This is a genomic window from Leisingera sp. ABM4_101 (assembly GCF_056158725.1).
Window position 1 is genome coordinate 229,603 of record NZ_JBSWTV010000001.1, and the last position, 26,709, is coordinate 256,311.

Consider the following 26,709-nt stretch of genomic DNA (forward strand, 5'->3'; position numbering starts at 1 on the left):
GCGATCTTATGAAGTTGGTTACTTATAACATTCGTTACGCGCTAGGCCCTGATGGGGTCTATGATTATGGCCGGATTGCCAACTCGGTGCGCGATGCCGATGTCATCGCGCTGCAAGAGGTGGAACGGAACTGGCGCCGCAGTGCCATGGCAGATCAGCCTGCGCTACTGGCTGATCTGCTGCCGGACTGCCACTGGAGCTATTTCCCGGCCTTCGACATGGATGCAGGCAGCACCGGTGCTGATGGCCAGGTTTTAAACCTGCGCCGTCAGTTTGGAGTGATGCTGCTGTCCAAATACCGGATCTTAGAGGTGCGCCGCCACCTGCTGCCCAAGATCGCTACTGCCCGCAGCCTGGGAATGGAAACCGGAGCATTGGAATGTGTTCTGGCAGCGCCTGCAGGTCCGCTCAGAGTCTATTCGCTGCACCTTTCGTCCGCCTCCCGGCGGGAGAAACTGGCACAGATTCAGCATCTCATTTCCCTGCATCAGGGTGCCCAGGCGCGCGGCGGCTCCTGGACTGGCGCCGCACCGGAGCATGATCCCGCCGAACTGGCCAATTTCCATGCCATGGACTGGGCCCAGGGCGAAACCCAGCCCGCTCTGCCCCGCCACACGATCCTAATGGGCGACTTCAACATGGTGCCGGACAGTCCGGAATATTCTGCCTTGATGGGCGAGTCGGATCTGGCCACCGGCCATAACCTGCATTGGGACAGTTTTGCAGACAGCTGGCATGCGGCGCACAACGGCGCGGATGATGCTGGCTATACCTGGTGGCCGGATCCGCCGGGCAGGGCGCCGTCGGAACCTTTGCGGCTCGACTACTGCCTGCTCAGCGCCGGGCTGGCAGGGGCTGTGTCCCGCGCTTGGGTCGATACCTCAGCCGATGGGTCCGACCATCAGCCCTATTGGGTTGAACTGCACGGGGTCTGATCCGCATCAAACCTCAGCTGCCGGGCCGGAGTGGGCGGCAACCAGTGTATCAAGAAACAGCTTGGTTATGCGGTTAACGGCCGGACGCTTGCGAGTGACTGCGGCAAATTGGGTGCGGTAGAAAATTTCCCGCGGCAGAACCTTGCGCATCAGGCCGCTGCCAACAAACCCGGCCGCCAGATGATCCGGCAGAAAACCCAGATAGCTGCCTGACATGATCAGAATGGCAAGCGCCTGCTCATTCTGCACCTTGGCGGCACGTCTGAAACCGAGTTTTTGACCAACATGCAGGTTCGGCGAGTTTACCCGGATACCCGCATAATTCATCGCCCGCACATCAGGCAGCCCCAGGATAGCGTGGTCGCAGTCGAAAAACGGATGCCCCCTTCCGCAGTAAAGAAACATGTTCTCACCATAAAGCGGCATGTAGTCGAGACTGGGAGAAGGCCGGTGCAAAGCCAGAATGCCGATATCCAGCTGGCCGCTGATGACCTTGGTCTCAATCACATTCGGCGGTTCCAGCGACAATTCGATCTCCACCGACGGCGCCGCCTTGTTGAAGACCCGGATACCGCCGGGAACAAAGGCCTCTGGATTGGAGGCGCATTGGTCGAACAGGGCAATCCGGATTGTGCCGGCCAGCTGCTGCTTGATCTCATTCACTTCGGCCCGGAAATCCGAAACAGACGTCAGCAGACCTTCGGCAGATTTCAGCACCTTGGTGCCGTCGTCGGTCAGGGAAAACCCGGCGGGTCCGCGGTTGCACAGCTTAAGGTCCAAGCGCAACTCAAGATCGGCGATATATTTCGAGATCGTCGATTTGCCGATGTTCAACTCGGTTTCTGCGGCTGCCAGTCCGCCGCTTTCTGCCACCGCCTTGAACACCCGCAGCAATTTCAGATCTGCGTCGGCAACATGTTTGAGCTGAGTTTTTCGATTCATTTCCAAGTTCGATATATGTGAAACCTTGCGTTCATAAGTTTACATTCTCGAAACATAAACTGCAATGTAGCTTCCCGCAGACCAAGGATGGATCGGACTGGCTGCAACGCTGTGGAGGGCGGGCCAGCGCGCACCTTGGATCCCAAAGATGACAATACGGGAGGAAGTTATGTCATTTCTCAAGAAGGTCTGCACGCTGACTGCGGCCGTTTCCGCCGCCGCTATGCTGACCACCGGCGCTGTTTCCGCCAAGAACTTCAAAATCGCCGTAGGCGACGGCGCCGGCAGCTCGCAGGAAGGCACCGGCAAATTCTTCATTGAGGCGCTGGAAGAAAAGTCCGGCGGCAAGCACACCGGCACCATGTTCCTCAATGGCCAGCTGGGCTCTGAGCAGGACACTGTGAACGAGGCGGCCATTGGCACCCTGGACATGTCGCTGCTGGCGATCAACAACGTCACTCCGTTCTCGCCGACCGTTGGCGTGTTCACCCTGCCCTACGTGATCCTGTCGCTGGAAGATGCGGAAAAGCTGACCCAGGGCCCGATCGGCCAGGAGTTGACCGAAAACACCATCCGCGATGCCGGCGTGCGCATTCTGGCTTGGACCTACACCGGCTTCCGCCGCCTGACCAACTCCAAAAAACCGGTCACCACCGTGGCCGACTTGCAGGATCTGGTCATCCGCGTTCCGAAAAACGAGATCATGATCGAAACCTACAAGTCCTGGGGCATCAACCCGACCCCGATGGCCTGGTCTGAGACCTTTACCGGGCTGCAGACCAAGGTTGTTGACGGTCAGGACAACCCCTACACGACCATCAACGCGATGAAGTTCTACGAAGTGCAGGAATATGTGACCAACCTGCGTTACATCTTCTCGATTGAGCCGCTGATCGTGTCTGAGGCGGTGTTTCAGGACCTGTCCGAAGAGGATCAGCAGATCCTGATCGAGGCAGGCAAGGAAGCAACCGTGAAGTCGGCTCAGTTCCTGCGCGACATTGAGGCTCAGATCAAAGAAGAGCTGCTGGCCAAAGGCATGCAGATCGACGATCCGGCAAACGATGAAGCCGAATTCATCAAACTGGCAACCGAAGCCGTGTGGCCGCAGTTCTACGACTCCATCGGCGGTGTCGAGAAACTGAACACCGTGCTGACCACCATCGGCCGTGATCCGGTTCAGTAAGCCTCTGGCAAATCTATAAAAATAACAAAGCAGCGCCTTGTGCGCTGCTTTGCACAGGGGAGGAGTACAACATGTTCTGGAAATTCCTGGACAATATAGAAAGCTATATCTGCCGCCTATTGCTGTCCGGCTTTGTTATTCTGCTATTTGTTCAAATCGTCTCGCGCGAGGTGTTCGGGCATTCCTTTTCGTGGATCGAAGAGCTCTCGGTCTACATGTTCGTCTGGTTTGTCTACTTCGGCGCCAGCTATGCAGCACTGAAGGGCGCGCATAACCGTGTGACCTTCCAGTTCAAATTCCTGCCCGCCGGCTGGATCAAGTACGTTGAGGCGTTCGCCGATCTCTTCTGGCTGTTCTTCAACTGTTATTTCCTGTGGCTGGCCACCGATTTTGTCTTCAACAAGATGAACAAATTCTGGAAGTCGCAGACCTTGGGCATCGAGATGAAATACATCTACATGGTTCTGCCCATCGCCTTCACCCTGATGACGATCCGCATCCTGCAGGTGAACTACCGCAAACTGATCCGTGGCGAAGAGATCCACGATCCCGACCAGATCGACCTTGACGAAATCAAGGCCGCTACTGGCGCAGACGACCGCAAGTAATCACGGGAGGGATAGAAAATGGAATCTGAAATCGTCACGATCCTGTTTGGATCATTTCTGCTGCTTCTGCTCCTGGGCGCACCAATCACGGTGGCGCTGGGGGTCTCATCGCTCATCTCTTTCCTGTATCTGGACGAAAACCCGATCAAATTCGTGCAGATCGCCTTTACCTCCGTTGGCTCTTTCCCGCTGATGGCGCTGCCGGCCTTTATCCTGGCTGGTGCCCTGATGGAGGCCGCGGGGATATCCAAACGGTTGATCAACGTCGCTGAAAGCCTGGCCGGGCCCTTCACCGGGGGCATTTCCGCTGCCACAGTAATGGCTTGCCTGTTCTTTGGCGCCATTTCCGGCTCCGGCCCGGCAACCACTGCTGCTGTCGGCATGCTGATGATCCCGGCCATGATAAACCGCGGCTATGAGAAGGGTTATGCCTCTGCCGTCACCGCGTCCTCTGGCGGTCTCGGCATCATCATCCCGCCGTCGATCCCGATGGTGATCTTCGGCATTGCAGCCCTAGGTATGGCACCGCCGCCGGAAGCGGTGGAAAAATACGGCACTTTCCAGTCAGTCTCGATCTCGAAACTATTTATTGCAGGCTTTGTGCCGGCCTTCCTGATCGCCACCAGCTTGCTGATCCTGAACTACTTCATGTCGAAACAGCGCGGCTACAAGGGCATGTCCGACGGCTGGTCGATCCGCAATGTCGGTTGCGAAATGTACCGCGGATTCTGGTCGCTGATGGCACCGCTGGTGATCCTGGGCGGCATCTACACCGGCTTCTTCACTCCGACCGAGGCTGCCATCGTTGCAATCTTCTACACCCTTGTGGTGGGTGTTTTCATCTACCGCGAGCTGACATGGTCGTCGCTGTTCCAGTCGCTGGAAGCCACGACCTGGCTGACAGGCCGCGTTCTGCTGATCCTGTTCACCGCGACCGTGTTCGGCCGTCTTTTGGTGGAAAATCAGATCCCGGCGATCATCGCCGACAGCATGCTGAGCTTCACCCAGAACCTCTATGTGATCTGGGCGTTGATTATCTTCTTCCTGCTGTTCGTCGGCATGTTCATGGAGACCTTGGCAACAATCCTGATCCTGGTACCGGTGATGCTGCCTGTTGCCTATTCGGTGGGCATCGACCCGATCCACTTTGGCGTGGTGATGGTCTGTACCTTGGGTATCGGTTTCCAGACACCGCCTCTGGGTGAAAACCTGTTCATTGCCTCGGGTATCTCGAACATCTCGATCGAACAGATCTCGCTCCGGGCCCTGCCCTTTGCTGCAGTGAATACGATTGCGATCTTCATCATCGCTTTCTTCCCGGAAATCTCGCTATGGCTTCCGCGGCTGTTTGGCTATTGATCTGAAAGGGGACTGATATGAAACCGATGATCACAAACATCCTGTTTGCAACGGATCTGTCGCATAATTCCACCCATGCTTTGCGCCATGCAGCCAGCCTGGCGCAGGCCACTAAGGCGGAAATTCACGTGCTGCACGTGAATGAACCGATCTCGGAGGATGCCAAGATCACCTTCGAGATGTTCGTGCTGAACGATGAAACGCGCAAGTCCGCGGCCAAGCGGCGGCATGAAATGGTCAAAAAGGTTCTGGCCGAACGCCAGGCCCGTTTCTGGGCTGCCCTCGAAGGCGATGACGCCAGGATCCGCGATCAAGTAAGCTCAATTGAGGTGACCGACGGCCACCCGGCGGAGGTGATCCTGCGCCGCTCGGTCGAGCTGGGCTGTGATCTGATTGTGCTGGGGGCCCATGACCATGGGTTCTCGCACACTTTCCTGGGGACCGTCGCTAAGCGGGTTCTGCGCCGCTCACAGATCCCGACTCTGGTGGTGCCTTACAACAACGGCGACGACGAGGACTGATCCTCCCCGCAAGCAGCCAATCTCAGGCTGCTTGCGAAGACCGCCCTTGCCGACAGGTGTCAGCCCTGTGCAGGGGCGGTTCTAACGTCCGGGTGCAGGTTGCTATAGGAGACGCTCTGCAGGTCGCAGGGGAAAACACCTGGTGCGGCCACCGGGTAGACGGCACTTGCGACTGGTTCGAAATCGGCGCGGAAGTGGGCGGTGCTTTTGACACAAACTGTGCGGAAGGCCTGCGGCTCCAGCCCCAGATGGGTGAAATGCGCCAGGTCCAGGCACTGATTGCGGATGCTGGTAACGACCAGGGTGATATCTGCATCTGAGTTTGCCAGCCGCAAAGCTGCTGTCAGGCCCAGCGTTGCCACACCGCCGCCGTACATTTCACCAGTGTAGCGGCAGGTGCCGTCGCTGAGAGCCACCACTTCGAACTCCGCTTCAAACGGTGCATCACCCGCAACGCCCGACCGTCCGCCAAGCGCTGCCCGGAACACCCCTCCGCGCCCCAGTGCATGGGCCATGGCCGCGGCTTCGGGATCATGAAACAGGCCCGACAGCACGCCTTGCGCGCCAGCTGCCGCCAGTGCAGCCAGCATCCCGGTAGTATCCGAGGTGCCGCCCGCGCCTGGGTTGTCCTGTACATCGGCCAGCACTACGGGCTTGCCCGTCCTTGGCTCGCAGGCAATGACTGCGGCCTCCTGAGGCGATAGCATGGGGTGGGCCGAGTTTGCTTCCAGCGCGGTGAACAGTGCAGAAATACTGTCCGCGGCATCTTCCACGGCCTCAGCCGTGGCGCCATAGGCAACGCAGGATGGCCGTGTATCCGGGAAGTCCGCGGCGGTGAACCCCAGCGCGATATCGGCCAGAACGCCGTCCGCCTCCAGCGGCGGAAGTGCGGCATAGAGCTCCTCACCCGGCGTGGCGCCGGTGTACTGCGCGTGCAGTGGGATCAGGTAATCCATCTGCCGGAACGCCTTGTGCAGTGTCTCGCCCGTCAGCAGCCGTTGCAGCACAGGCAGGCAGCGCGCGCCGGTGCCGCCCATGTCCAGATGCGGGTAGGTGCGGAAAATTGCCAAGTATGACGCCAGCTCCACCGTGGCGGCCGAGACATTGGCGTGCAGGTCCAGGCTAACCACGATTGGAAGCTCCGGTCCCACAAGCGTCCGAATCCTGCGCAGAATCTCGCCTTCGCCATCGGGATGGCTCTCTGTCACCATTGCCCCGTGCAGGTCCAAGTAGATCCCGTCTAGCGCACCGGCTGCACGGACGCCGTCCAGGATCTTGGCGCAAATGGTTTCAAACGCATCATCGGTCACCTGTGCCGAGGGCTCCGCGGAGCACCACAGGATCGGCAGCAGTTCCATCCCAGCATCCTCTGCCGCCTTGGCAAAGCCCGCGATGGGCAGGTTCATGCCGCGGGTCTCGGCGATCACCTCGTTCCCGTGCAGCATTGCGGGCCAGGAATTTGCCATCTCGAATTCCGCCAGCCCGGCCTTGGTGGTGCCGAAGCAATTGGTTTCATGCTGAAAACCGGCAACGGCGATCCGCGGTTTGGACTGCATGGTGCTCACTGCTCCTGTGCCCAGACAACCCGCCCGCGGCGGATGGTTTGGGTGACCTTGGTGGTCTCGATGTTGTCAGGGTCCTCCAGCGGGTTGCTGTTTAGCACCGCTAGATCCGCCAGCTTGCCCGGCTCGATGGAGCCGCGGGTGTCCTCCTGGAACACCTGCCAGGCGGCGTCGATGGTCTGCGCCCGCAAGGCCGACAGCGCACTGATCCGCTGCGCCTCGCCCAGACGGCGGCCGCCGGCGGTGATCCGGTTCACTGCGCAATGAGCCAGATGGATGGGCCGCGTTGGCGTTACCGAGGCGTCGTTGTGGATGGTGAAGCGCACGCCATACTGCTCGGCCGAGGCACAGGGTGAGATCCGCTCGGCCCGTTCCGGCCCCAGGAAGGTATCGTAGTGGCGGTCGCCCCAGAAATGCACATGCGCCGGGAAGAAGCTGACGGTGATGCCGAGCCTCGCCATCTGCTGCAGCTGGTCGTCGCGCAAGGCCTGCCCGTGGATGATGGTGTGCCGGTGATCGGCGCGCGGGTTGGCTTCCAGTGCGGCGGCCACCGCATCGATAAACATCTGCGCCCCGGCGTCGCCGTTGCAATGGCAGTGTATCTGATAACCCAAGTCGTGCAGTTTCTTGACCTGAAGCCGGTGTTCCTCCGCGCATTCATAAGACATGCCGCAAGGATGCTCCGGGTCCACTGGCTTGTGGTAAGGTGCGCTGAGGAAGGCTGTTTGCAACTGGAACGCCCCGTCGGTGAACAGTTTGCGCGGACCCAGGGTAAAATGCGGGTTGCCGGGCCAATCGAGTGGATCAGGGCCGTCCGTCAGCGCCGGTTCCAGCTCGCCGATGGGCAGCAGCATCAGGTCATAGCCCGGGTCCTGATCCGCAGGCAGCGAGGCGAAGTGCTCCAGCATCTCGCGGGTGGCCCAGGCGTTTTGCGCGTAGGTGACGCCATGCGCCAGGTATTCGTCCCGGCAGCTGTTGAACCCGGCCCAGAACCGTTCGCGGTCGATCAGGAAATCGGTATCCCCCATCTCGCGCATCGCCGAAAGCCCCTCGATCAGCCCGGTGAGCGCGCCGGTCTCCGGATCGCGCCCGAATTGGCCGCCCAGAGGGTCGGGCGTGTCCCGGTTCACCCCGTGCTTCTCCAGCGCCATTGAGTTCGCAGACCCATTGTGGCCCGAGGCGTGGATCACCCAGACCGGATGTTCGGTCGAGACACTGTCCAGCTCGCTGCGCGTCGGCATCCGGCCCTCGGCAATGGCGGTGTTGTCGAACAGAACCCCCATCACCCATTCACCGGCAGGGGTTTCCGCGGCCTTGGCCCGCAGCCGTTCCAGTGCTGCGGGAATGTCCGGGCAGTCGCCGCGCGGCGGTGAGGCCAGGTCGACCCGGAACAGCCGGATAAAGCCCGGGTCTGGAAAATGCCCGTGCGGATCAATGAAAGCGGGGATCAGGGTCTGGCCTTGCAGGTCCGCTTCCTGTGTGCCCGCGGGCATCTGCGCGCGCAGCTCTGCTTCACTGCCGGCGGCGCGAATGGTTTGGCCTTCGGTCAGCACTGCCTCAGGCGTCGAATTGGCCGCATCCATCGTCAGGATCGGGCCGTTGAAATACAGCACGGATGTCATGGCTTGGCTTTCCGGTGTTCAGTCTTGGGATTTCAGAACCTGCCCGCGCTGCGCCAGCAGAGGGCGGGAGGGGTAGTCGATCAGGGTCAGCCCGCCGTCCACGATCAGTGTCTGGCCGGTAACAAAGGACGCGTCTTCGGAGGCCAGAAAGACCACCGCGCCCGCGATTTCAGACGGCGTGCCAATGCGGTCCAGCAGCGAGGGCGGCAAGTCCCAGTTGCCATCCGCATTACCCGAGGCGGAGGCGTTGATATCATTGGCAATCCAGCCCGGACTGACGGCATTGACCCGCACCGGTGCGGCCTCGGCGGCAAAGGCGCGGGTCAGGGCCTCAACCCCGGCCTTGGCAACGCCATAAAGTCCCCAATTGCCATGCCACGTGGCGGTCGAAGAGATGTTGACCACCGATCCGCCGGAGGCTTTGAGAAGGGGCAGGCAATGTGCGGTCAACAGGTAAGTGCTGTCCTGATTGGCACCTCGGATGCGGTCCCAGCGGGTGCCGGGGCTTTCCCCGGGGGCGTGTTCAATACGGCGGCTGCCGAGGCCCGCATTGTTGACCAGCACGTCGAGCCGCTCCAGCCCGGCGGCCATTTCGCGCACGTTCTCCTCGCGCGACAGGTCCGCGGACAGGAACCGGGCGTTTGCACCTTGCGCCGCAAGCTTCTCCGCCGCGGTATCGCCCTTTGCCTGGTTTCGCCCGGCCAGGATCAGATCGGCGCCTTCTCGGGCAAAGCGCTCGGCGATGCCAAAGCCGATACCGGTGTGGCCGCCCGTGATCAGGACGGTTTTGCCTGCAAATCGGGTCATGCAGCCCGGCCCTGGTGCAGCGGCGCCAGGCAGCGGAGACCATGGCCGTTATCCACTTCCCATTGCGGAGTCTGGGTGCAGATCTCCTGGGCAAAGGGGCAGCGCTCGCGGAACTCGCAGCCGGAGGGGCGTTTGAGCAGGCTGGGCGGCTCGCCTTTCAGGGCGATACGCTCAAGGCGCGCATCCGGATCGGGTTCCGGGTTGGCTGACAGCAGGCAGCGGGTGTAGGGGTGTCGGGGGTCGTGAAAGACCGCCTCGGTGCTGCCTTCCTCGACCAGCCGGCCCAGGTACATGATGCCCATCCGGTCGGCCACATGGCGCACGACGTTGAGGTTGTGGGTGATGATCACCATCGCCAGCCCCAGCCGCTCGCGCAGGTCGTTGAGCAGGTTCAGCAGTTCCCCCTGCACCGACACGTCGAGGCCCGCAGTGGGTTCATCCGCCAGGATCAGCTTGGGCTCCAGCGCCAGGGCACGGGCCACACCCACCCGCCGCGCCTGGCCGCCGGACAGCTGATACGGGTAGCGGTCGGCGAAATGCGCGGGCAGGTTCACCATCTCCAAGAGGCGTTTGGCCTCGGCATCCAGATCACGGTCCTTCATGCCCTGGATACGGTAGGGTTCGGTGATCAGGCTGCGGATCGTCAGGCGCGGCGACAGGCTGCCGACCGGGTCCTGGAACATCATCGCAATGTCCTTGCGAAGCGGCCGCAGGGTGCGCTCAGAGGCGCCGCGGATCTCCTGCCCGTCGAACTTGACCGAACCCTCCTGCGCCGGCGCCAGCCCGGCAATGGCACGGATCACCGTGGTCTTGCCAGAGCCGCTTTCGCCGACCAAAGCATAAGTTTCGCCCGGCTCCACGGCAAAGCTGACACCGGCCAGCACATTGACCGGCCCATAGCTGGTCTTGAGGTTCTTCACATCCAGCAAGGTCATCCGGCGGCCTCCTCATGATTCAGCCAGCAGGCGGCGTGGTGGCCCTCTTTCAACTTCGCAAGCGGTGGCACCTGCGATGCGCAGCGCGGCATGGCCAAATCGCAGCGGTCGCGGAAGATGCAGCCGCCGGGCAGGTTGGCCAGGTCTGGTACTTCGCCGGGGATGGTCGGCAGCACCCGGGCGCGTTCCTTGATGTGGCCCGGGTCGCAGTCGATCAGGCGGCGGGTGTAGGGGTGCTTGGGATCATGGAAGATCTCGCGCACCTCGCCGCTTTCGACCACCGCGCCGGCATACATCACCACCACCCGGTCGCAGAGCTCGGCAATCACGCCAAGATGGTGCGAGATGAACAGGATGGCGCAATTGAACTGCTGCTGCAGTTCCTGCAGGCGTTCGATGATCTGCACCTCCAGCGTCGCATCCAGCGCCGTGGTCGGCTCATCCGCGATCAGCAGATCCGGTTCCGACATCAGCGCCATGGCAATGGCAATACGCTGGCGCATGCCACCGGAGAACTCATGCGGGAACTGATCCAGCCGGGCCTCCGGATCGGGAATACCGACGGCGCCCAGCATTTGCGCGGCGCGTGCGCGCTTCTCGGGTTTGGACGTCTTGGAGCGGTGCTGAATATCCAGCATCTGCTGGCCGATGGACAGCACCGGGTTGTGCGTCTGCATCGGGTCCTGGAACACGATGGAGATATCGGCGCCGCGCAGATCCCGCATCTTGCGTTCCGGCAGTTTCAGCAGATCGTCGCCCTTGAACCGCACCTCGCCCTGGCGGAACCGCGTGTTCGGCGCGGTCAGCCGCAGAATGGACGAGATCAGGGTGGATTTACCGCATCCCGACTTGCCGACGATGCCGACAATCTCGCCTTTGCGCACATCAAAGCTGATATCGCGCAAGGCCTTCAGGTCGCCGCGGGCGGTCTCATAGTCGACGCTGAGGCGGTCGATTTCCAGAAGTGTATCGGTCATCGCTGTTTCCTCAGTTTTGGGTCAACCACGTCACGCAAGGACTCGCCTAGGAAGGTGAAGCCAAGTGTCGCCAGGATGATCGGCAAGCCGCCGCCCACCACCAGCCACGGGGTCTGGCGGATCAGCGAATAGCCGTCTTTCAAGAGCGCGCCCCAGCTGGGCGTCGGCGGTTTCACACCAAGGCCAAGGAAGGACAGCCCCGCCTCCAGCGCGATCACGGTGGGGATGTCCATTGCCGCCAGCACCGCCAGCACGCCAACGATGTTGGGCAGCATATGCACGCCCAGGATGCGGGTCATGCTGGCGCCCATAGAGCGTTCGGCCAGGATGAATTCGGAGTTGCGCAGGGTCAGCGTCTGGGTCCGCGCCACCCGGCCATAGGTCGGGATTGAGGTCGCCATGACCACAAACACCACCGTTTGCAGGCTCGGCCCCACCAGCGCCACCACAGCCAGTGCAAACATCACCGTCGGGAAGGAGCGGATGGTGTCAAAGAACAACATCAAAAGGTTGTCGAGCCACTTTGGCCCGTAGCCTGCAATCATGCCCAGCGTCAGACCGATAGCCATGGCGCCAAAGACGGCCGGCAGTGCGACTTTCAACGCGACCTGACCACCCATGACAACGCGGGAAAACGTATCGCGGCCCAGCTGGTCGGTGCCCAGCAGATGCGCGGCGGACGGGCCTTGCAGCCGGTCCTTGATGTTCATCGCCACGGGATCGTAGGGCACGATCCAGTAGGCAAAGATGGCGCAGAACACGATGGTGCCGACGATGATCAGCCCCATCAGCCCCAGCGGGTCGCGGGCGACGCCAGTGAGGATCTGGCCCAGTTCGGAACGGGATTTAGCCATATCTCACGCCCTCCTTAATTCGCCGTGCGGGCGCGGGGGTCGAGCCAGGCGTTGATCAGGTCGGCCAATGCGGTGGAAACCACAAAAAGGCCGGTTGAGATCAGCACCGACCCCATCACGATCGGGTAATTGCGGGTGGTGATGCTGTCGATCACCAGCTTGCCCAGGCCGGGGCGGGCAAAGACGATCTCGGCAAAGACGGCGGAGGACAGCAGGAACCCCATGCCGACGCCGATCACCGTCACCACCGGCAGGATGGCAATGCGCAAGGCATAGACCATCACTACCCGGCGCTCGTTGATGCCAAAGGCGCGGGCAGTGCGGATGTGGCTTTCGCCCATCACTTCCAGCATCGAGGCGCGGACCAGGCGGGCGATATAGCCGACCCAACTGAGGCCGATGGCAAAGGCCGGCAGCACCAAGTGGTTAAGGCGCCCCCAAAAACCCTCGCCGGCGCCAATGGCCGGGAACCACTGCAGATGCACCGCAAAGATCAGCAGCGACAGCAGCGCAACCACAAAGGCTGGCGCAGCGACAAAACTAACTGAAATAGCCGCAGTAATCCTGTCGATCAACGTGTTGGGATGCGCAGCGGCATAGGCGCCAAGAGCGATGCCCAGCGTAGCGGACCAGGTGATCGACCCTAGGATCAGCCACAGGGTATGCGGCAGCTGCTGGAACACGATCTCGGTCACCGAACGGCCCGAGAACACGTCGATCCCCAGGTCGCCCTGCATCAGATTGCCGTAGAAGATTAGAAGCTGTCTCCAGACCGGCTGGTCCAGTGCCAGCTCTGCCGTCAGCCGCGCCTGCAGCTCTGGCGTGGCGCGCGGGCCCAGCATGATCTGGACCGGATCGCCGGGCACGGCACGGATCATCAGGAACATGGCGGTGACCGCCACGATCAGGATCAGCAATGCCAGCCCGAACCGCCGGGTTGCATAAAGTAACATGGCCGCATGGCTCCCTTATTTTCGCTCTGCGGTAGGAAAACGGCACGGCTGCACCGCAAATTGCAGCCGCGCCAGATCAGACCCAGGGGGAGGACCGGATCTGAAAAAGTATCAGGCTTTGCCGAAGTAGCGCAGCAACGCCAGCCCGTCGGGGCGCAATGCCGGCACGACGCCTGCCGAATGGATCACCGGAGTTGCCTCATGAGTCAGGAAGCGGTAGGCGCCGCTCTCTTCCATCAGGTCCTGCGCACGCTGGTACATCTCGTCCCGTTTGGCCTGATCGGTCAGCTGATAGGCAGAGTTGTGGATCTGATCAAACTCTTCATTGCTGAACTGCTCCCAGTTCCAATGGCCGACCTGTTCGGTGGTGAACCAGGAAGTCGCATAGTACGGATCCGGTGTCATCGAATAGCGGTTCAACACCAGCTGCAGGTCCTCGTTGTCGGCGCTGGCCCAGAAGGCCCCGGATTCCAGCACGTTGACCTCTACCGTGATGCCGATTTGCGCCAGAGTTGCCTGGATCACCTGCGCGGCAGTGGTGAAGGTGGTCTTGTTCAGCGTGTCGAGTTTCAGTGTCACGTTGGTTTCGCCGGATTCCGCCAGCAGTGCAGCGGCCTTCTCAAAGTCCGCCTGCGGCGGAACCAGCGACTGCGCCCGGTTGCCAGGCAGGCCAGGTGCAATGATGCCGGTGGAAGGCTCGACCGCGCCGAAATACGCCGCTTCGAGAACCGAGGGCACGTCGATTGCGTGCTGAATTGCCTGACGCAGCTTCTTGTTCTGCAGCTTGGGGTGATCCAGGTTCATGCCCAGCCAGGCATAATACAGCGACGGGTATTCCAGCAGCGTGCCGCCATTCGGCACCCCCGCGCGATAGCGTTCAACCGACCCCAGCGACACCCGGGTAAAGTCCAGCTCTCCGGCTTCAAACGCGATCTCTGCAGTGTTCTCGTCATCAATCGGCAGGATCTCGATAGTGTCCCAAGCCGGCGCCTCGCCCTTCCAATCCGGGTTACGCTTCAGCACGGTCTTTTCCTTCGGCGACCAGCTGTCGCGCAAGTAGGGGCCGGATTCCGCCAGCGGATCAGTGGTTGCCTTGCCGCCCGCCGCTTCCCAGGCCTTTTTCGACACGATGTTGCCAGTGATATAGGGCAGCGCGATGGACCACAGCGGCGCAAAGGGTTCGTTCAGCACGATGGTGCCTTCGCGCTCGCCAGTCACTTCCACATGGCTCAGCGGACCCATGTCGGGCTTGTTCGGGCTTTCCGTTTCATCCGCCACAATGCGCTCAAAGCTGAACTTCACGTCTTCGGCGGTCATCGCGCCAAAGCCATTGGTGAACCCGATGTCATCACGCAGCGCAAATTTGATGTGGGTCTCATCGCCCTGCTCGATCATCGCAGCAGCATCCATTTGCCAGTCCCATTCGCGGCCCGGCTTGTACTGGATCAGCTTGTTGTAGATCGAGGCGTGGATTTCCTCGTCGATCACGCCTTTGGAATAAGCCGGATCAATGCTCTGCAGGTCGCCGTAGGAACGCACCCGCAAGGTGCCTCCGTCTGCCGCCATAGCGCGGCTGCCCAGCCCCATGGGCAGCACAGCAGCGGCGCCCAGTGCGGTTGCGCCTTTCAGAAACTTGCGGCGTCCCACCGGCGCCTTGGTCCATTCGATCTTCATGGTGTCCTCCCTTAAGATCAGTTCACAGAAGCCCGCGCGGAAGGGTCTCGGCCCATTCCTTTGCCAGAACTTCCGTTTCATCCGCGCCTTCCGTGGCGCGCAATTTCCGGGTCAGGTAGAAATTCTGCCCGTCGCAATGCATGGTGCTTTCGGTGCTGATGGCCACCTGCCAGCCGTCGCGCTGGAAGGTGAAATGCCACTTCGTCCAGAACCGGGCCGAGGCCGGGTCATCGGGGTGAATGGCATAGCGCATTGCCACGTGGCTGCCGGAGGCTAGCCCGTGGTAAGGATCGCGCGCCTCACCGAAATCGTCAAAGGTTTCCAGAACCACGGTGCCGTCCTCCAGCACCTTGCGTCCGGATGATCCCGAGGCAGCACGCAGCTCCTCGGCCTGCAGGTTTGGGAAATCCTGCGCCGGGCCGGGATTTGCCGGATCAGCTTCTACAGCCGCCTCCCGGACCGGCAAATGCAGGGAACAGCCCTCCAAGTGAAGGGTTACCTTCGCGGCCTCCGGTGCGGGCCAGATCATCGGCCAGTAGGCGGCAGACAGCGCCAGCCGCAGCTGATGCCCTGCGCGCAGATGATGGGCACATTCATTGAGCGCTATCTCTGCTTCATAAACCTGCTCTGGAACCAGCGCCTCCGGTGTCTCGTGGCCGCTGTGATGGGTCAAATTCAAGGGCCGGAAGGTGACCCGCTGCGAAACGCCTCCGGGCGCGACATCGCAGAGCCGCGCGGTAACCTGGGCCACCGGCTTGTCCACGGAAAACCGCAGACGAAGCCTGGCGCGGCCCAGCAGTTCCAGCGGCGCTTCCAGCGCCTCGCTGTCGAAACAGACCGACAGCGCATCATCTTCTGCCTGATCGCCCGCAAGTTCGTTGTCGATCCGCATGCCGGGGCAGAAATAGCCGCCGGCCTGGCCGAGGTTTGCGGGCGAAGCAATCGTCAGTGCCCCCTGCACTGCGGTATCCGAGAACCCACCAGGAACCAGGTGCCAAACAGCTTCGGACACATTGGACGAGGGCCATTCTGCCTCAGCCACCCAGTGTCCCCGGCGCGGGGAATTCTGCGCCACGGGGTTGCAATGCTCCTGCATAAAGGCGCGGTAGGTCGGCAGATCCTCCGCGCCATTCTGCTCTTGCTTCAGCCAGCGGTCAAACCAGCCCAGCACCTCGGAATGGAAATCCGATGTCTCCAGCTTGGAGATATGGGGGTAGCGATGCTCCCACGGGCCGATCAGAGCCTTGGAAGGTGCTTGCAAGTTGGCCGCCAGCGCCGGAGGCGTGTTCACGTAAGGATCAGCCCAGCCGGTCAAGGCCAGAACCGGCACCTGGATCGCCGGCCAGTCCTCGCAGACCGAACCGTGCATCCAGTAGCCGTCCCGCAGCGGATGGCGCATCCAGTCCACGGCGCAGAACGGGGCATTCTCCATCCGGGCAATCCAGTCCTCGCGCCAATCGGCACGCAGTTCCGGGTCGGCGGGGCGGGTCAAATAGGCAAACATCTGCGCGCCCCAGTTGGCGTTGTCGCCAACCAGGCAGCCGCCCATGTAGTGGATGTCATCCTCGTAACGGTCCACAGCAGAGGCCACTGTGACCACCGCTTTCAGCGCCTCCGGCCGGCGGAAGGCTAGCTGCAGCCCGTTGAACCCGCCCCAGCTGATACCGATCATCCCCACCCGGCCGGTGCACCAGGGCTGTGCGGCAATCCATTCCAAAACCGCTTCGCCATCGCTCAGCTCCTGCTCGGAATATTCGTCGTCAAAGACGCCCTCGCTGTCGCCGGTGCCAGCGATATCCACCCGAACGCAGGCATAGCCTTCGGCGGCAAACACCGGGTGCGTGGTCTCATCCCGCGCTGTGGTGCCGTCGCGTTTCCGGTAGGGCAGGTATTCGAGTATGGCCGGAAACGGCCCGCTCTCTTCCGGCATCCACATCCGCACCGCCAACCGCCGCCCGTCCGGCAGGGGAAGCCATTGGTTTTCGATGCAGGTGACGGACATTGGGGTCTCCAGGCGGGGTGATGCCCTCCAGAGACCCCGGATTTGCCATTGACGGAATTGTGCAAACATGCGCGAAGTGACGCGACCCGCAACACACTAGCGTCAGTTCGCGAAGGAAATCAGCCCTTGTCCGGGAATTTTTCAGAAAATCTGCGCTCGCTTTGCGCCGAGCACGGCAGTATCGCCCAGATCTGCCGCGAGATCGGCATCAACCGCCAGCAGTTTAACCGCTACCTCAATGGCAGCAGCATGCCCGCGGCCCACAACTTGCGCCGCATCGCCCGCTATTTTGCCATTCCTGAGTCGCAGCTGTTCACAGAAAACACCGATTTCGAAACCAAGCTGGCAGATGCTGCCGGCGCCGTGCAGCACGGTGCAGGCGAAAAATTCATGGCGCCGTTCCGCGGCCAGCAGCGCAACCTGAAACGCTACCTTGGCTTCTACCATGCGTATTTTCGCACGCCCTCCTGGGGTGAGGGCATCTTCTGCTCGCTCACCCGCTTTTCCGAGGAAGACGGCTATATCGTCTCCCGCAACATGGAAATCGCCCATGACCCGGAGCAGAGCATCCGGCAGGTCTCGCGCTATCACGGCATGGTCACCCTGCGCGGCAACCGGCTGTTCATCACCGAGCACGAACGCGCCCGCGAAGGCAGCGTGGCGCAGACCATCCTGTTCTCGGCGCACCGCCAGCAGCTGAAATACCTGCGCGGAATGACCATGGGCGTGGCCTGGCGCCCCTTCCCGCGCCCCTATGCGGCCAGGGCAATCTGGAAACGGCTGGACGAACGGGTCACTGCCCGGGAAGCCATCGCCGCCTGCGGCGTCTACCCTGTGCGCAGCCCGCGGATCGACCCGGCCATCCGCAAATACCTGGAGACACCAGACAAGGTGGATCTGCCTGACACGCCTGGCAGCGTTCTGTTTTAAACCCTTAGCATGAAAAAGGCGGCCGTTGGGCCGCCTTTTGTGTTTTCAGCTTGGGTGTCAGTTGCCTGAGCCGTCCTCGCCGTCGCCCGACAAGGCACCCGGGTCGAAGACGTTGCCGAAGCCCGAGCTGTTGCCCTGGCCGCTGCCTTGGGGCTGCTGCTCCGTCGCTTCCCCGCCCTCTTCGCCTGAGAGGTTGCCCGGGTTGAAGACGCCGCCGAAGCCGGAGTTGTTGCCCGAAGGCTGGGTGGCCTCCGGCGCGGTTCCGCCCTGCTGCTCCTGCTGCTGCTGGCGGCGCAGCTCGCGCTGGCGGCGCAGCTCCTGGATGCGCTCCTCGGTCTCCAGGCGCTTTTGCTCCTGCACGTCGGCGATACATTGCTGCGGGCTGTAGACCGAGGCGGTGCCGACCACCGCCACCGTGGCGCAGGCGACAACCACCAGGCCCACCGCCGCCGCGTTGGAGCTGAGGAAACCGGGCAGCCGCAGCTTGCCGCTCTCCAGCTCTTCCACCGTGGCCTTCTTGCGCGCCGCTGCAACCAGCTCCTTTCGGCGGATCGAGGCCTCGTTGAACAGCGCCGCAATCACCGTCAGCACCACGATGATAAAGGCCAGGGCCGAGATCGCGGGGGTGATGCCATAGCGCACCTTCTGCGCCAGCTCGATGGTCAGCGTCGGGTATTCGCCAAAGGTGAAGGTGGTGGTGTTGTAGTTCTCGAACGACGCCAGGAAGGCCAGCACCGCAGCGGAGGCGATCGCAGGCCGCATGAACGGCAGCAGCACCTTGCGGAAGGCCTGGGCATGGGTGGCGCCCAGGTCCAGCGCGGCCTCGGTCAGGGCGATGTCATAGCGCTGCAGACGCGCCACCAGCACCAGCATGCAGTAGCTGGCAATGAAGGTCGACTGGCCGATGATGGTCAGGAACAGACCGTTCGACAGCCAGCTGTCCGCCCCCAAGCCCAGCAGCCGGTTGATCCGGTCCCAGAACACCAGGGTCGAGATCCCCAGCACCACGCCGGGAATGAGGATCGGCGCGATGATGATGGTGTAATAGGTGGCGCGCAGCTTGGGCCAGATCTGGGTCAGCATCAAGGCGCCCGCGAGGCCCATCGCCACCGACAAGACCACCGTGCCCGCGCCGACCAGGATCGAGTTCCAGATGCCATTGAGGATCCGCTCGTCCTGGAACAGGGCCGAGAACCACTCGAACGTCAGGCACTCCCAGGGGGTCATCCGCGGGAACGACGGCGAGTTGAAGGCGGTCGCCGACATGATCACCAAAGGGCCCAGCAGATAGGCAAAGAACACGCCCAGATAGACCCAGAGGCTGAGGCGCATGAAAGTGAGGTTCTTCATTTGCCGATATCCCCCATGTTGACCTTGAACAGGCGCATCACCGCCAGAACAAGCAGGATACAGGTGACCAGCAGCACCACCGCATAAGCCGCGCCCTGCGGCCAGTCGGAGTTGTCATTGAACTGCTGATAGATCAGCTGGGTGAACCACAGGGAGGACGGCCCGCCCAGGATCTGCGGCGCCGCCAGCGCGCCTGCCGACAGCATGAACACCATGGTGCAGCCCGAGGAGATCCCCGGCTTGGCGTAGGGAATGACCACCCGGCGGTGGATCATCGGCCAGCTGGCGCCCATGTCGCGCGCCGCCTCGATCTGGTTGCGGTCCAGGCTCTCGATCACATTGTAGATCGGGAAGATCATCAGCAGGATGTAGGCGTACCCCAGCCCCGCATAAAGCGCGATGTCATTGCGGATGAAGTCGAAGGGCGTGTCGAAGATCCCCAGGCCGACAAACATGTTATTGAGGACCCCGGTCTCACCGAAGATGATCCGCAGCGCAAACGCCCGCAGGATCTCGTTGATCCAGTAGGGGATGATCAGCATCAGCGCGAAGATGCGGATGTGATTGCCCTTGGTCTGGGCCAGGTAATAGGCGATCGGATAGCACAGGATCAGGTTGAAGATGGTGACGCAGACGGCTGCCACCAGGGTGCGGAAGAACACCTTGAGGTCGACCGCGTTATAGTCCTGGCTGCCGCCTTCCGGCCCGTAGATCAGGTATTTGTAATTCTCCAGCGTGTAGACGTCCTTGGGCCCGCCGATCTCCGGCGGCGGCAGGTTGGGACGGAACGAGAAGTCGAGCATCGACAGCTGCGGCAGGATGATGAGGCCGATGGTCCAAAAGAGGACCAGCCCCAGCATCAGGCTGCCCATGCCGGTGCCGTTGCGTTTGAAAAACTCCCTCAGGAAGCTTGGCATGGCTTGGCCTCCTTATTCCGCGGCCAGCTCACCGGCGGGAACACAGACCGCATTCTGCGTCTCGTATTCCAGGGTGATGTTCTGGCCGGTGTGGTCGTCAAACGACTGGCCCAGATTGGGGATCGAGACCTTCAGCTCCTTGCCGCCCTCGCCTTCCATGAAGATGTTGAAGACATTGCCCTCGAACTCCTCGTGGTTGACGCGCGCGGTCACGAAATGGTCGCCGGAGGCGCCCTCAGGCGCCAGCGCAAAGGCCTCGGGGCGGATGAACATCATCGCCTCGTCGCCCTCTTTCATGCGGCCCTGGTTGGCACTGGAAATCCGCGCCACCAGCTCGCCCGAACGGTTGGTGGCGATCAGCGCCTCATTGCCCATGACGCGTTTGACCTTGCCGCGGAAGACGTTGTTTTCGCCGACAAAAGAGGCGGCAAAGGCGGTCGAGGGGTCGTTGTAGATGGTCTTGCCATCGGCGATCTGGTCAATCACGCCCGCCTTCATCACCGCGATATTGTCGGACATGGTCAGCGCCTCGCCCTGGTCGTGGGTGATGTAGATGAAGGTGATGCCGACCCGCTGCTGGATCTCCCTGAGCTCTGTGCGCATGTGCTGGCGCAGCTTCAGATCGAGCGCCGACAAGGGCTCATCCAGCAAGAGCACATCGGGTTCCGCACAGAGCGCCCGCGCAATCGCCACCCGCTGGCGCTGGCCGCCCGACAGTTCCGAGGGCAGCTTGTCGCCCTGCCCCGGCAGCGCGATCATGTCCAAAAGCTCATCGGCGCGCTTCCGGCGCTCCTTGGCCGAGGCGCCCCTGATTTCCATCGAAAAAGTGATGTTCTCCCAGATCTTCATCAGCGGGAACAGCGCCAGGTTCTGGAAGATCAGTGCGGTCGGGCGCTTGTTCGGCCCGATCCCCTTCATGTCGTTGCCGCCGATCAGCACCCGGCCGTCGCTTGGCTCCAGAAAGCCCGAGACCGCGCGCAGGATGGTTGTCTTGCCGCAGCCCGAAGGCCCCAGGAAGGAGAAGAAATCCCCTCCATTGATGTTCACATTGGCATCGCGCACGGCGACAAAATCGCCAAAGCGGATCCACAGGTTTTCGAGATCAACGCCGACCCCAGCACTCATTTGGCTTCTCCCCAGGGCGCAGGTCCCCTATCCGGCGGCGCACCGCCGGCCCCGCAAGGCCTGCTTCCTGTTTTCCGTTCGTATATGATTGCGCGCCACTGCGCGGAACGGCCCCCGGAGCTGGCTCCGGGGGCCTGATGCTCAAGCCCGGCGCTTAAGCGCTCTTGAACTTGTTGACGAACTCGGTCCGCACATCCGCATACCAAGGCGCCTCGGCCGGCCAGGGGTTCAGATTGGCCAGGCTATCGCCCGGATAGGCCTCCGCAAAGTTCTTCTTGTAAAAGTCACTTGCGAATTTATCCGCCCCCAGGACCGGAGAGTTATACCCGTGGAAGTCGATCTCCTTGCCGGCGACTTCTTTGTTATAGGCATAGTCGATGAAGGCATAGACCTGATCCACATTCTTGGCGCCTGCAGGCATGACCAGTCCGTCGACCCAGGCCATCGCCCCCTCGACCGGCGCCTGATAGTGCACCGGCTCGCCAGCGGATTTCAGCGCCAGCGGCGGGCCGTCCCAGGTCTGGCCCACAACGACGCCTTCGTTCAGCAGGCCGTTTTTCTGGGTATCGGCATCGTTCCAGATCAGTTTGATCCGGGACTTGCGGGCGATGCACCAATCGGTGATCTGCCCCCAGACTTTGCGCATGGTTTCCTCATCCTCGTAGGCGGCCCAGACGGAACCCGGTTCCATCTCGCCGACACGCTCCATGTAAAGGCCCGCGCCCAGCATCATCGAATGCGCCCGGCCCATGGTCTTGCCTGCGTTCTCCTCCGACCAGACATCGCCATAAGACGGCGCATCGCCTTCGGGCAGCCATTTGTCGGTGCGGTAGGCGATGCCTTCCGTGCCCCACATATGCGGCAGCCAATGGGATCCCTTACCGCCAAAGTTCCAGGCAGTTTCACCCACTTTCAGCATCGCCGGGTTCACCGCATCTGTTTTAACCCGGGACAGGTCGAACGGTTGCAGAACCTCCAGCGGCTCCCATTGCAGCGAGCGGTTGTTGGTCGGGGTGATCAGATCGAAGCCCAGGCCTTTGGTGGCCTTCATCTTGTTGATCATTTCCTCGTTCGAACCGGTCGAGGTGTAGTTGATTTTGATCCCGGTCTCCTGCTCGAAACCGTTGACGAAGTCTTCGGACATGTAGCCGGACCACATCATGATGTCGATTTGGCCGGAGGAGGCCAAGGCGCTCTTGCTATAGAGCGGAGCGGCCAGCGCCGAGGCGCCAGCGCCTTGCAATACAGTGCGCCGGTTGAAAGTGGCTTGGTCAGTCATGTGTAGGTGCTCCCTAAGTAGACAGTTGAATTTTCCGCTAAGTCCTTACAGTAAATGCGCTCTTAGCATCGGCCGGTGGACCAGGCATTTGTTTCTGGGCCCGGTGTGTTCTTTACTCTTTCCCGGACACAGAAAATCTTTGCTTCCTCACATTGCAGCTTTGAAAAGCTGGGTGAGGTTCTGTTCGTTGAGTTTGATGGGGTTTCCGCCGCATGAGGGGTCTGTTGCGGCGTCCTTGACCAGTTCGGGGACGGCAGCCTCAGTGACACCCAGCTCCGAGAGACCGCGTGGGATGCCCAAGGAGTCGTTCAGCTCCTGGACGAAGCTGCGGAAGCCGTCAAAGCCGCCCGCAATCCCCAGGTAAGCCGCCGCCATGGTGAAACGGTCCGCAATCGCCGGCGCGTTGAACTCAAGAACGGCGGGCATGCAGACCGCGTTGGTGGTACCGTGGTGGGTGTTGAAATGGGCGCCGATGGGATGGCTCATCGCGTGGATTGCGCCGAGGCCTTTCTGGAAGGCGGTGGCGCCCATTGCCGCCGCCGACATCATCTGGGCGCGGGCCTCGATGTCCGTCCCATCCGCATAGGCGCGCGGCAGGTAGTGTTTGACCAGCCGCATGCCCTCCAGTGCGATGCCCTGGGACATCGGGTGGTAATGGGGTGAGGAAAACGCCTCGACACAATGGGCAAAGGCGTCCAGCCCGGTGCCTGCGGTGATGAACTTGGGCATGCCGACGGTCAGTTCGGGATCGCAGATCACCACGGCGGGCAGCACCTTGGGGTGGAAGATGATCTTCTTCTGGTGGGTGACGCTATCGGTGATCACGCTGGCGCGGCCGACTTCGGAGCCGGTTCCGGCAGTGGTCGGCACCGCGATGATCGGCGCGATGGCATCGGCATCGGCGCGGGTCCACCAGTCGCCGATGTCCTCAAAATCCCACACGGGGCGGGTCTGTCCCGCCATGAAGGCCACCATCTTGCCCAGATCCAGGCCGGAGCCGCCGCCAAAGGCGATCACCCCGTCATGGCCGCCCGCGTTATAGGCGGCAACGCCGGCCTCCAGGTTCTTTTCATTCGGATTGGGGTCGACCTCGGAGAACATCGCCCGGCCCAGGCCCGCGGCCTCCATGATATCCAGGGCCGATTGGGTGACCGGCAGGTCGGCCAGACCCTTGTCGGTGACCAGCAGCGGCTTCTTGATGCCGGCGGAAGCACAGGCGTCCGCCAGTTCCTTGATCCGGCCAGCGCCGAACTTGATTGCGGTCGGGTAGGACCAGTTTCCAACGAGAGACATATCGTGTTCCTTTGATGCTAAGGCCCGCCCCGGGGAGGAGACGCCGGGGCGGGCGAATCCGTCCGGTCAGCCGGTGACCTTTTTCAGGTGATAGGACTTCGGACGGGTCAGATTGTGATAGCCGATGACCGAGAGGCCGCCGCCGCGCCCCGTATCCTTGCAGCCGGTCCAGCACAGGCCGGGATCCAGGTAATCGGCGCGGTTCATGAAGACGGTGCCGGTCTCGATCCGGTCCCCCACGGCTTGCGCCCGCTCCACGTCCGCAGTCCAGAGCGAAGCGGTGAGGCCGAAGTCGCTGTCGTTCATCAGCTGGATGGCTTCAGCGTCGGAGGACACCTTCATGATGCCCACCACCGGACCAAAGCTTTCCTCGCGCATCACTCGCATATCGTGGGTCACATTGGTCAGGATCTGCGGCGTCAGGTAAGCGCCGCCGTCATCCTCGGCGAAGGGCTCGATATGGGCCACCGCGCCCGCCTCAACGGCCTCGGCAATCTGGCCGCGTACCTCTTCGGCAAAGCGCACATTGGCCATCGGGCCGATGGTGGTCGCTTCATCCAGCGGGTTGCCCAGCTTGTAGCCCTTCACAATGGCAATGGCCTTCTCCAGGAAGGCATCATAGAGGCTTTCATGCACATAGATCCGCTCGATGCCGCAGCAGCACTGGCCGGAGTTGAACATGGCGCCGTCGATCAGCGTGTCCACCGCCGCATCCAGGTCGGCGTCTTCCATCACATAGCCCGGATCCTTGCCGCCCAGCTCGGTGCCGACGCCGGTGAAAGTGCCCGCCGCGGCGCGTTCCATCGCCTGGCCGCCGCCGACCGAGCCGGTGAAGTTCACGAAGTTGAACGCACGTGCCGCAATCAGCTCCGAGGTGGTGCCATGGTCCAGAAACACATTCTGGAACACATCCTGAGGCACGCCCGCGGAATGGAATGCCTGCGCCATCCGCTCGCCCGCCAAGAGCGTCTGGGTGGCGTGTTTCAGCACCACCGCATTGCCAGCAATCAGCGCAGGCGCCACGGTGTTGACCGCGGTCATATAGGGGTAGTTCCAGGGCGCCACCACAAACACCACCCCATGCGGCAGGCGCTTGATATAGCGTTTAAAGGTCCCGTCCTCGCCCACCTCGATATCCGCCAGCGCCTCTTCGGCGATCTTGGCCATATGGCTGGCACGCTCATTGAAGCCGCCGAACTCGCCGCCATAGCGCACCGGCCGGCCCATCATCCGCGCCAGCTCCGGCACGATCTCATCATTCATCGCGCCAACAGCAGCCACACCCGCCATCACCAGCTCGATGCGCTCCTGCAGCGGCCGCGCCGCCCAAGCCGCTTGCGCCGCCCGCGCCCGCTCCGCTGCCGCAAAGGCGTCCTCGCGCGAGAGCACCTCGCGCTCCGCAAAGACCGATCCGTCAACCGGCGAGATGCATTTCAATACCTGGCCCATTGCCATTCACTCCATTCAGGAAGGGCATCGCCCTCTTCCTCTTGCCAGAAATATCCCGGGGTCCGGGGCAGCGCCCCGGCGTGTCCGGCTCACGCCCGCTCGAACCCGCGCGCAATCTCGTAGTCTGTGACCACCCGGTCGAAATCCTCGATCTCCACTTCCGCCGCGCGGACGTAGTGGTCCACCACCTCATCGCCCATCGCCTTGCGCAGCATGCCCGAGCCCTTCAGCGCCGCCGCCGCATCGCGCAATGTGCCGGGGATCATGCCGCTGTCGCCCTGGTAGACATCGCCCTTGGCGGGGGGCTGCAGCTCCAGCCCTTCCTCGATGCCCGCAATGCCCGCCGCCAGCATGCCCGCCATCGCCAGATAGGGGTTCATGTCAGAGCCCGGGATCCGGCACTCCACCCGGATCGCCTTGGTTCCATCCCCGCACAAGCGGTAGCCCGCAGTGCGGTTGTCCACCGACCAGATGATGCGTGTGGGCGCAAAGGTGCCCTTCATGAAGCGTTTGTAGCTGTTGATATAAGGCGCCATGAAGGCGGTGTAGTCGGGCGCGTATTTCAGCAATCCGGCCATGTAATTCTTCATCAGGGCGGACATGCCCAGCTCGTCCGTTTCGTCAAAGAACGCAGGCTTGCCGTCCTGCCACAGCGACTGGTGCACATGGGAGGAGGAGCCGACCTTTTCGTGGCTCCACTTCGGCAGGAAGGTCACCGCATGGCCCTGTTGCTCCGCAATCTCCTTGACGCCATGTTTGGCAATGGTGTGGTACTCCGCCGTCGCCATCGCCGGGGCGTATTTGATATTGAGCTCCTCCTGGCCGGTCTCCGCCTCGCCCTTGGAGTTCTCGACCGGCAGGCCCGCATCCCACAGGTGGTTGCGGATGGGGCGCATCACATGCTCCTCGCGGCTGGTCTGCAGGATGGAGTAATCCTCGTTGTAGCCGGAGATCGGCGCCAGGTCGCGGAAGCCTGAGCGGCGGATCTCGTCAAAGCTTTTCTCGAACAGGAAAAACTCCAGCTCGGTGGCGCACATCGCCTCATAGCCCATCGCCTTCAGGCGGTTCACCTGCCGCTTCAGGATCGCGCGGGGGGAGTGGGAGACTTCCTCGTGGGTGTGGTGATCGAGCACGTCGCAGAGCACCATCACCGTGCCCTCCAGCCACGGCACAGGGCGCAGGGTGGAGAGGTCGGGCTTCATCACATAATCGCCATAGCCCCGCTCCCAAGAGGTCGAGACATAGCCGTCCGGCGTCGCCATCTCCAGATCCGTCGCCAAGAGGTAATTGCAGCAATGCGTCTCCTCCCAGGCCCCGGCAACAAAATGCTTGGCGTGGAAGCGCTTGCCCATCAGGCGGCCCTGCATGTCAACAAGGCAAACCAGAACCGTATCAACGGTGCCATCCGAAACCTGGCCTTTAAGTGTGTCGA

23 protein-coding genes are annotated in these 26,709 nt (G+C 62.0%); 6 read left to right on the top strand and 17 right to left on the bottom strand.

All coding sequences use genetic code 11. The annotated features are described in order from the left end of the window. The first annotated feature begins 8 nt into the window (after positions 1-8). Entirely contained in the window at positions 9-935 is a 927-nt protein-coding gene (locus tag ACXAEK_RS01015; protein ID WP_475039250.1) for an endonuclease/exonuclease/phosphatase family protein, read from the top strand. Between the two features lie 6 nt (positions 936-941). Here ACXAEK_RS01015 and ACXAEK_RS01020 read toward each other — a convergent pair whose 3' ends face one another. After that, a complete protein-coding gene (locus ACXAEK_RS01020) occupies positions 942-1,877 on the bottom strand; it encodes a LysR family transcriptional regulator (RefSeq protein WP_475039252.1) in 936 nt (311 codons plus the stop codon). Positions 1,878-2,046: 169 nt separating this feature from the next. Between ACXAEK_RS01020 and ACXAEK_RS01025 the strand changes: the two genes are divergently transcribed. The 4 genes from ACXAEK_RS01025 (at position 2,047) to ACXAEK_RS01040 (ending at position 5,548) form a co-directional block, all read left to right on the top strand. Further along, positions 2,047-3,060 carry a TRAP transporter substrate-binding protein gene (locus tag ACXAEK_RS01025; RefSeq protein WP_019294599.1) on the top strand — a complete coding sequence of 338 codons (1,014 nt, stop codon included), beginning with the start codon at positions 2,047-2,049 and terminating at the stop codon, positions 3,058-3,060. A 71-nt stretch (positions 3,061-3,131) separates the two neighbouring features. Beyond that, positions 3,132-3,668, top strand: a complete 537-nt coding sequence (locus ACXAEK_RS01030) for a TRAP transporter small permease (protein ID WP_475039255.1) — start codon at positions 3,132-3,134, stop codon at positions 3,666-3,668. A gap of 18 nt (positions 3,669-3,686) precedes the next feature. Continuing rightward, complete coding sequence (locus ACXAEK_RS01035; protein WP_475039257.1) at positions 3,687-5,027, top strand: TRAP transporter large permease; 1,341 nt, start codon at positions 3,687-3,689, stop codon at positions 5,025-5,027. A 17-nt stretch (positions 5,028-5,044) separates the two neighbouring features. Beyond that, positions 5,045-5,548 carry a universal stress protein gene (locus ACXAEK_RS01040; protein WP_475039259.1) on the top strand — a complete coding sequence of 168 codons (504 nt, stop codon included), beginning with the start codon at positions 5,045-5,047 and terminating at the stop codon, positions 5,546-5,548. A gap of 59 nt (positions 5,549-5,607) precedes the next feature. On the opposite strand, the gene ACXAEK_RS01045 is transcribed toward ACXAEK_RS01040, so the two are convergent. From ACXAEK_RS01045 to ACXAEK_RS01085, 9 genes are all read right to left on the bottom strand, one after another. Beyond that, positions 5,608-7,104, bottom strand: coding sequence for a M81 family metallopeptidase (locus ACXAEK_RS01045; protein WP_475039261.1), 1,497 nt, complete (start codon positions 7,102-7,104; stop codon positions 5,608-5,610). A 5-nt stretch (positions 7,105-7,109) separates the two neighbouring features. Next, entirely contained in the window at positions 7,110-8,732 is a 1,623-nt protein-coding gene (locus tag ACXAEK_RS01050; protein ID WP_475039263.1) for an amidohydrolase, read from the bottom strand. Positions 8,733-8,750: 18 nt separating this feature from the next. Then, positions 8,751-9,539, bottom strand: a complete 789-nt coding sequence (locus ACXAEK_RS01055; protein WP_475039265.1) for an SDR family NAD(P)-dependent oxidoreductase — start codon at positions 9,537-9,539, stop codon at positions 8,751-8,753. Then, positions 9,536-10,474, bottom strand: a complete 939-nt coding sequence (locus ACXAEK_RS01060) for an oligopeptide/dipeptide ABC transporter ATP-binding protein (RefSeq protein ID WP_475039267.1) — start codon at positions 10,472-10,474, stop codon at positions 9,536-9,538. The genes ACXAEK_RS01055 and ACXAEK_RS01060 overlap by 4 nt, the downstream gene beginning before the upstream one ends. Further along, positions 10,471-11,451, bottom strand: coding sequence for an ABC transporter ATP-binding protein (locus tag ACXAEK_RS01065; RefSeq protein WP_475039268.1), 981 nt, complete (start codon positions 11,449-11,451; stop codon positions 10,471-10,473). Before ACXAEK_RS01065 ends, ACXAEK_RS01060 begins: the two co-directional genes overlap by 4 nt. Then, positions 11,448-12,305 (bottom strand): ABC transporter permease, encoded by an 858-nt coding sequence (locus ACXAEK_RS01070; RefSeq protein ID WP_475039269.1) that lies wholly within the window; start codon positions 12,303-12,305, stop codon positions 11,448-11,450. The genes ACXAEK_RS01065 and ACXAEK_RS01070 overlap by 4 nt, the downstream gene beginning before the upstream one ends. A 14-nt stretch (positions 12,306-12,319) precedes the next feature. After that, positions 12,320-13,258: an ABC transporter permease gene (locus ACXAEK_RS01075; protein WP_475039271.1), complete on the bottom strand. Its 939-nt coding sequence runs from the start codon at positions 13,256-13,258 to the stop codon at positions 12,320-12,322. 111 nt (positions 13,259-13,369) lie between these two features. After that, positions 13,370-14,932 (bottom strand): ABC transporter substrate-binding protein, encoded by a 1,563-nt coding sequence (locus tag ACXAEK_RS01080; protein ID WP_475039273.1) that lies wholly within the window; start codon positions 14,930-14,932, stop codon positions 13,370-13,372. A gap of 22 nt (positions 14,933-14,954) precedes the next feature. After that, positions 14,955-16,934 carry a CocE/NonD family hydrolase gene (locus tag ACXAEK_RS01085; protein ID WP_475039275.1) on the bottom strand — a complete coding sequence of 660 codons (1,980 nt, stop codon included), beginning with the start codon at positions 16,932-16,934 and terminating at the stop codon, positions 14,955-14,957. Between the two features lie 126 nt (positions 16,935-17,060). On the opposite strand from ACXAEK_RS01085, the gene ACXAEK_RS01090 reads away from it, so the two are divergent. Beyond that, a complete protein-coding gene (locus ACXAEK_RS01090) occupies positions 17,061-17,864 on the top strand; it encodes a helix-turn-helix transcriptional regulator (RefSeq protein WP_475039277.1) in 804 nt (267 codons plus the stop codon). A 57-nt stretch (positions 17,865-17,921) separates the two neighbouring features. Here the strand turns inward: ACXAEK_RS01090 and ACXAEK_RS01095 are convergent, their stop codons facing one another. The 7 genes from ACXAEK_RS01095 to ACXAEK_RS01125 form a co-directional block, all read right to left on the bottom strand. After that, positions 17,922-19,214 carry an ABC transporter permease gene (locus ACXAEK_RS01095; RefSeq protein WP_475039278.1) on the bottom strand — a complete coding sequence of 431 codons (1,293 nt, stop codon included), beginning with the start codon at positions 19,212-19,214 and terminating at the stop codon, positions 17,922-17,924. Beyond that, positions 19,211-20,131 (bottom strand): ABC transporter permease, encoded by a 921-nt coding sequence (locus ACXAEK_RS01100; RefSeq protein ID WP_475039279.1) that lies wholly within the window; start codon positions 20,129-20,131, stop codon positions 19,211-19,213. Before ACXAEK_RS01100 ends, ACXAEK_RS01095 begins: the two co-directional genes overlap by 4 nt. A gap of 12 nt (positions 20,132-20,143) precedes the next feature. Continuing rightward, positions 20,144-21,256, bottom strand: a complete 1,113-nt coding sequence (locus tag ACXAEK_RS01105; protein ID WP_475039281.1) for an ABC transporter ATP-binding protein — start codon at positions 21,254-21,256, stop codon at positions 20,144-20,146. 154 nt (positions 21,257-21,410) lie between these two features. Beyond that, positions 21,411-22,535: an extracellular solute-binding protein gene (locus ACXAEK_RS01110; RefSeq protein WP_475039283.1), complete on the bottom strand. Its 1,125-nt coding sequence runs from the start codon at positions 22,533-22,535 to the stop codon at positions 21,411-21,413. A gap of 147 nt (positions 22,536-22,682) precedes the next feature. Beyond that, entirely contained in the window at positions 22,683-23,828 is a 1,146-nt protein-coding gene (locus ACXAEK_RS01115) for an iron-containing alcohol dehydrogenase (RefSeq protein ID WP_475039285.1), read from the bottom strand. Positions 23,829-23,894: 66 nt separating this feature from the next. Beyond that, complete coding sequence (locus ACXAEK_RS01120) at positions 23,895-25,277, bottom strand: aldehyde dehydrogenase family protein (protein ID WP_475039287.1); 1,383 nt, start codon at positions 25,275-25,277, stop codon at positions 23,895-23,897. 89 nt (positions 25,278-25,366) lie between these two features. Continuing rightward, positions 25,367-26,709, bottom strand: a 1,343-nt coding sequence (locus ACXAEK_RS01125; protein ID WP_475039288.1) for a glutamine synthetase family protein, incomplete at its 5' end; no start/stop codon positions are given.

Excerpts from the sequence above, each read along its gene's own strand:
- ACXAEK_RS01015 (WP_475039250.1), top strand. The coding sequence starts at position 9 with ATGAAGTTGGTTACTTATAACATTCGTTACGCGCTAGGCCCTGATGGG.
- ACXAEK_RS01020 (WP_475039252.1), bottom strand. The coding sequence starts at position 1,877 with ATGAATCGAAAAACTCAGCTCAAACATGTTGCCGACGCAGATCTGAAA.
- ACXAEK_RS01025 (WP_019294599.1), top strand. The coding sequence starts at position 2,047 with ATGTCATTTCTCAAGAAGGTCTGCACGCTGACTGCGGCCGTTTCCGCC.
- ACXAEK_RS01030 (WP_475039255.1), top strand. The coding sequence starts at position 3,132 with ATGTTCTGGAAATTCCTGGACAATATAGAAAGCTATATCTGCCGCCTA.
- ACXAEK_RS01035 (WP_475039257.1), top strand. The coding sequence starts at position 3,687 with ATGGAATCTGAAATCGTCACGATCCTGTTTGGATCATTTCTGCTGCTT.
- ACXAEK_RS01040 (WP_475039259.1), top strand. The coding sequence starts at position 5,045 with ATGAAACCGATGATCACAAACATCCTGTTTGCAACGGATCTGTCGCAT.
- ACXAEK_RS01045 (WP_475039261.1), bottom strand. The coding sequence starts at position 7,104 with ATGCAGTCCAAACCGCGGATCGCCGTTGCCGGTTTTCAGCATGAAACC.
- ACXAEK_RS01050 (WP_475039263.1), bottom strand. The coding sequence starts at position 8,732 with ATGACATCCGTGCTGTATTTCAACGGCCCGATCCTGACGATGGATGCG.
- ACXAEK_RS01055 (WP_475039265.1), bottom strand. The coding sequence starts at position 9,539 with ATGACCCGATTTGCAGGCAAAACCGTCCTGATCACGGGCGGCCACACC.
- ACXAEK_RS01060 (WP_475039267.1), bottom strand. The coding sequence starts at position 10,474 with ATGACCTTGCTGGATGTGAAGAACCTCAAGACCAGCTATGGGCCGGTC.
- ACXAEK_RS01065 (WP_475039268.1), bottom strand. The coding sequence starts at position 11,451 with ATGACCGATACACTTCTGGAAATCGACCGCCTCAGCGTCGACTATGAG.
- ACXAEK_RS01070 (WP_475039269.1), bottom strand. The coding sequence starts at position 12,305 with ATGGCTAAATCCCGTTCCGAACTGGGCCAGATCCTCACTGGCGTCGCC.
- ACXAEK_RS01075 (WP_475039271.1), bottom strand. The coding sequence starts at position 13,258 with ATGTTACTTTATGCAACCCGGCGGTTCGGGCTGGCATTGCTGATCCTG.
- ACXAEK_RS01080 (WP_475039273.1), bottom strand. The coding sequence starts at position 14,932 with ATGAAGATCGAATGGACCAAGGCGCCGGTGGGACGCCGCAAGTTTCTG.
- ACXAEK_RS01085 (WP_475039275.1), bottom strand. The coding sequence starts at position 16,934 with ATGTCCGTCACCTGCATCGAAAACCAATGGCTTCCCCTGCCGGACGGG.
- ACXAEK_RS01095 (WP_475039278.1), bottom strand. The coding sequence starts at position 19,214 with ATGAAGAACCTCACTTTCATGCGCCTCAGCCTCTGGGTCTATCTGGGC.
- ACXAEK_RS01100 (WP_475039279.1), bottom strand. The coding sequence starts at position 20,131 with ATGCCAAGCTTCCTGAGGGAGTTTTTCAAACGCAACGGCACCGGCATG.
- ACXAEK_RS01105 (WP_475039281.1), bottom strand. The coding sequence starts at position 21,256 with ATGAGTGCTGGGGTCGGCGTTGATCTCGAAAACCTGTGGATCCGCTTT.
- ACXAEK_RS01110 (WP_475039283.1), bottom strand. The coding sequence starts at position 22,535 with ATGACTGACCAAGCCACTTTCAACCGGCGCACTGTATTGCAAGGCGCT.
- ACXAEK_RS01115 (WP_475039285.1), bottom strand. The coding sequence starts at position 23,828 with ATGTCTCTCGTTGGAAACTGGTCCTACCCGACCGCAATCAAGTTCGGC.
- ACXAEK_RS01120 (WP_475039287.1), bottom strand. The coding sequence starts at position 25,277 with ATGGGCCAGGTATTGAAATGCATCTCGCCGGTTGACGGATCGGTCTTT.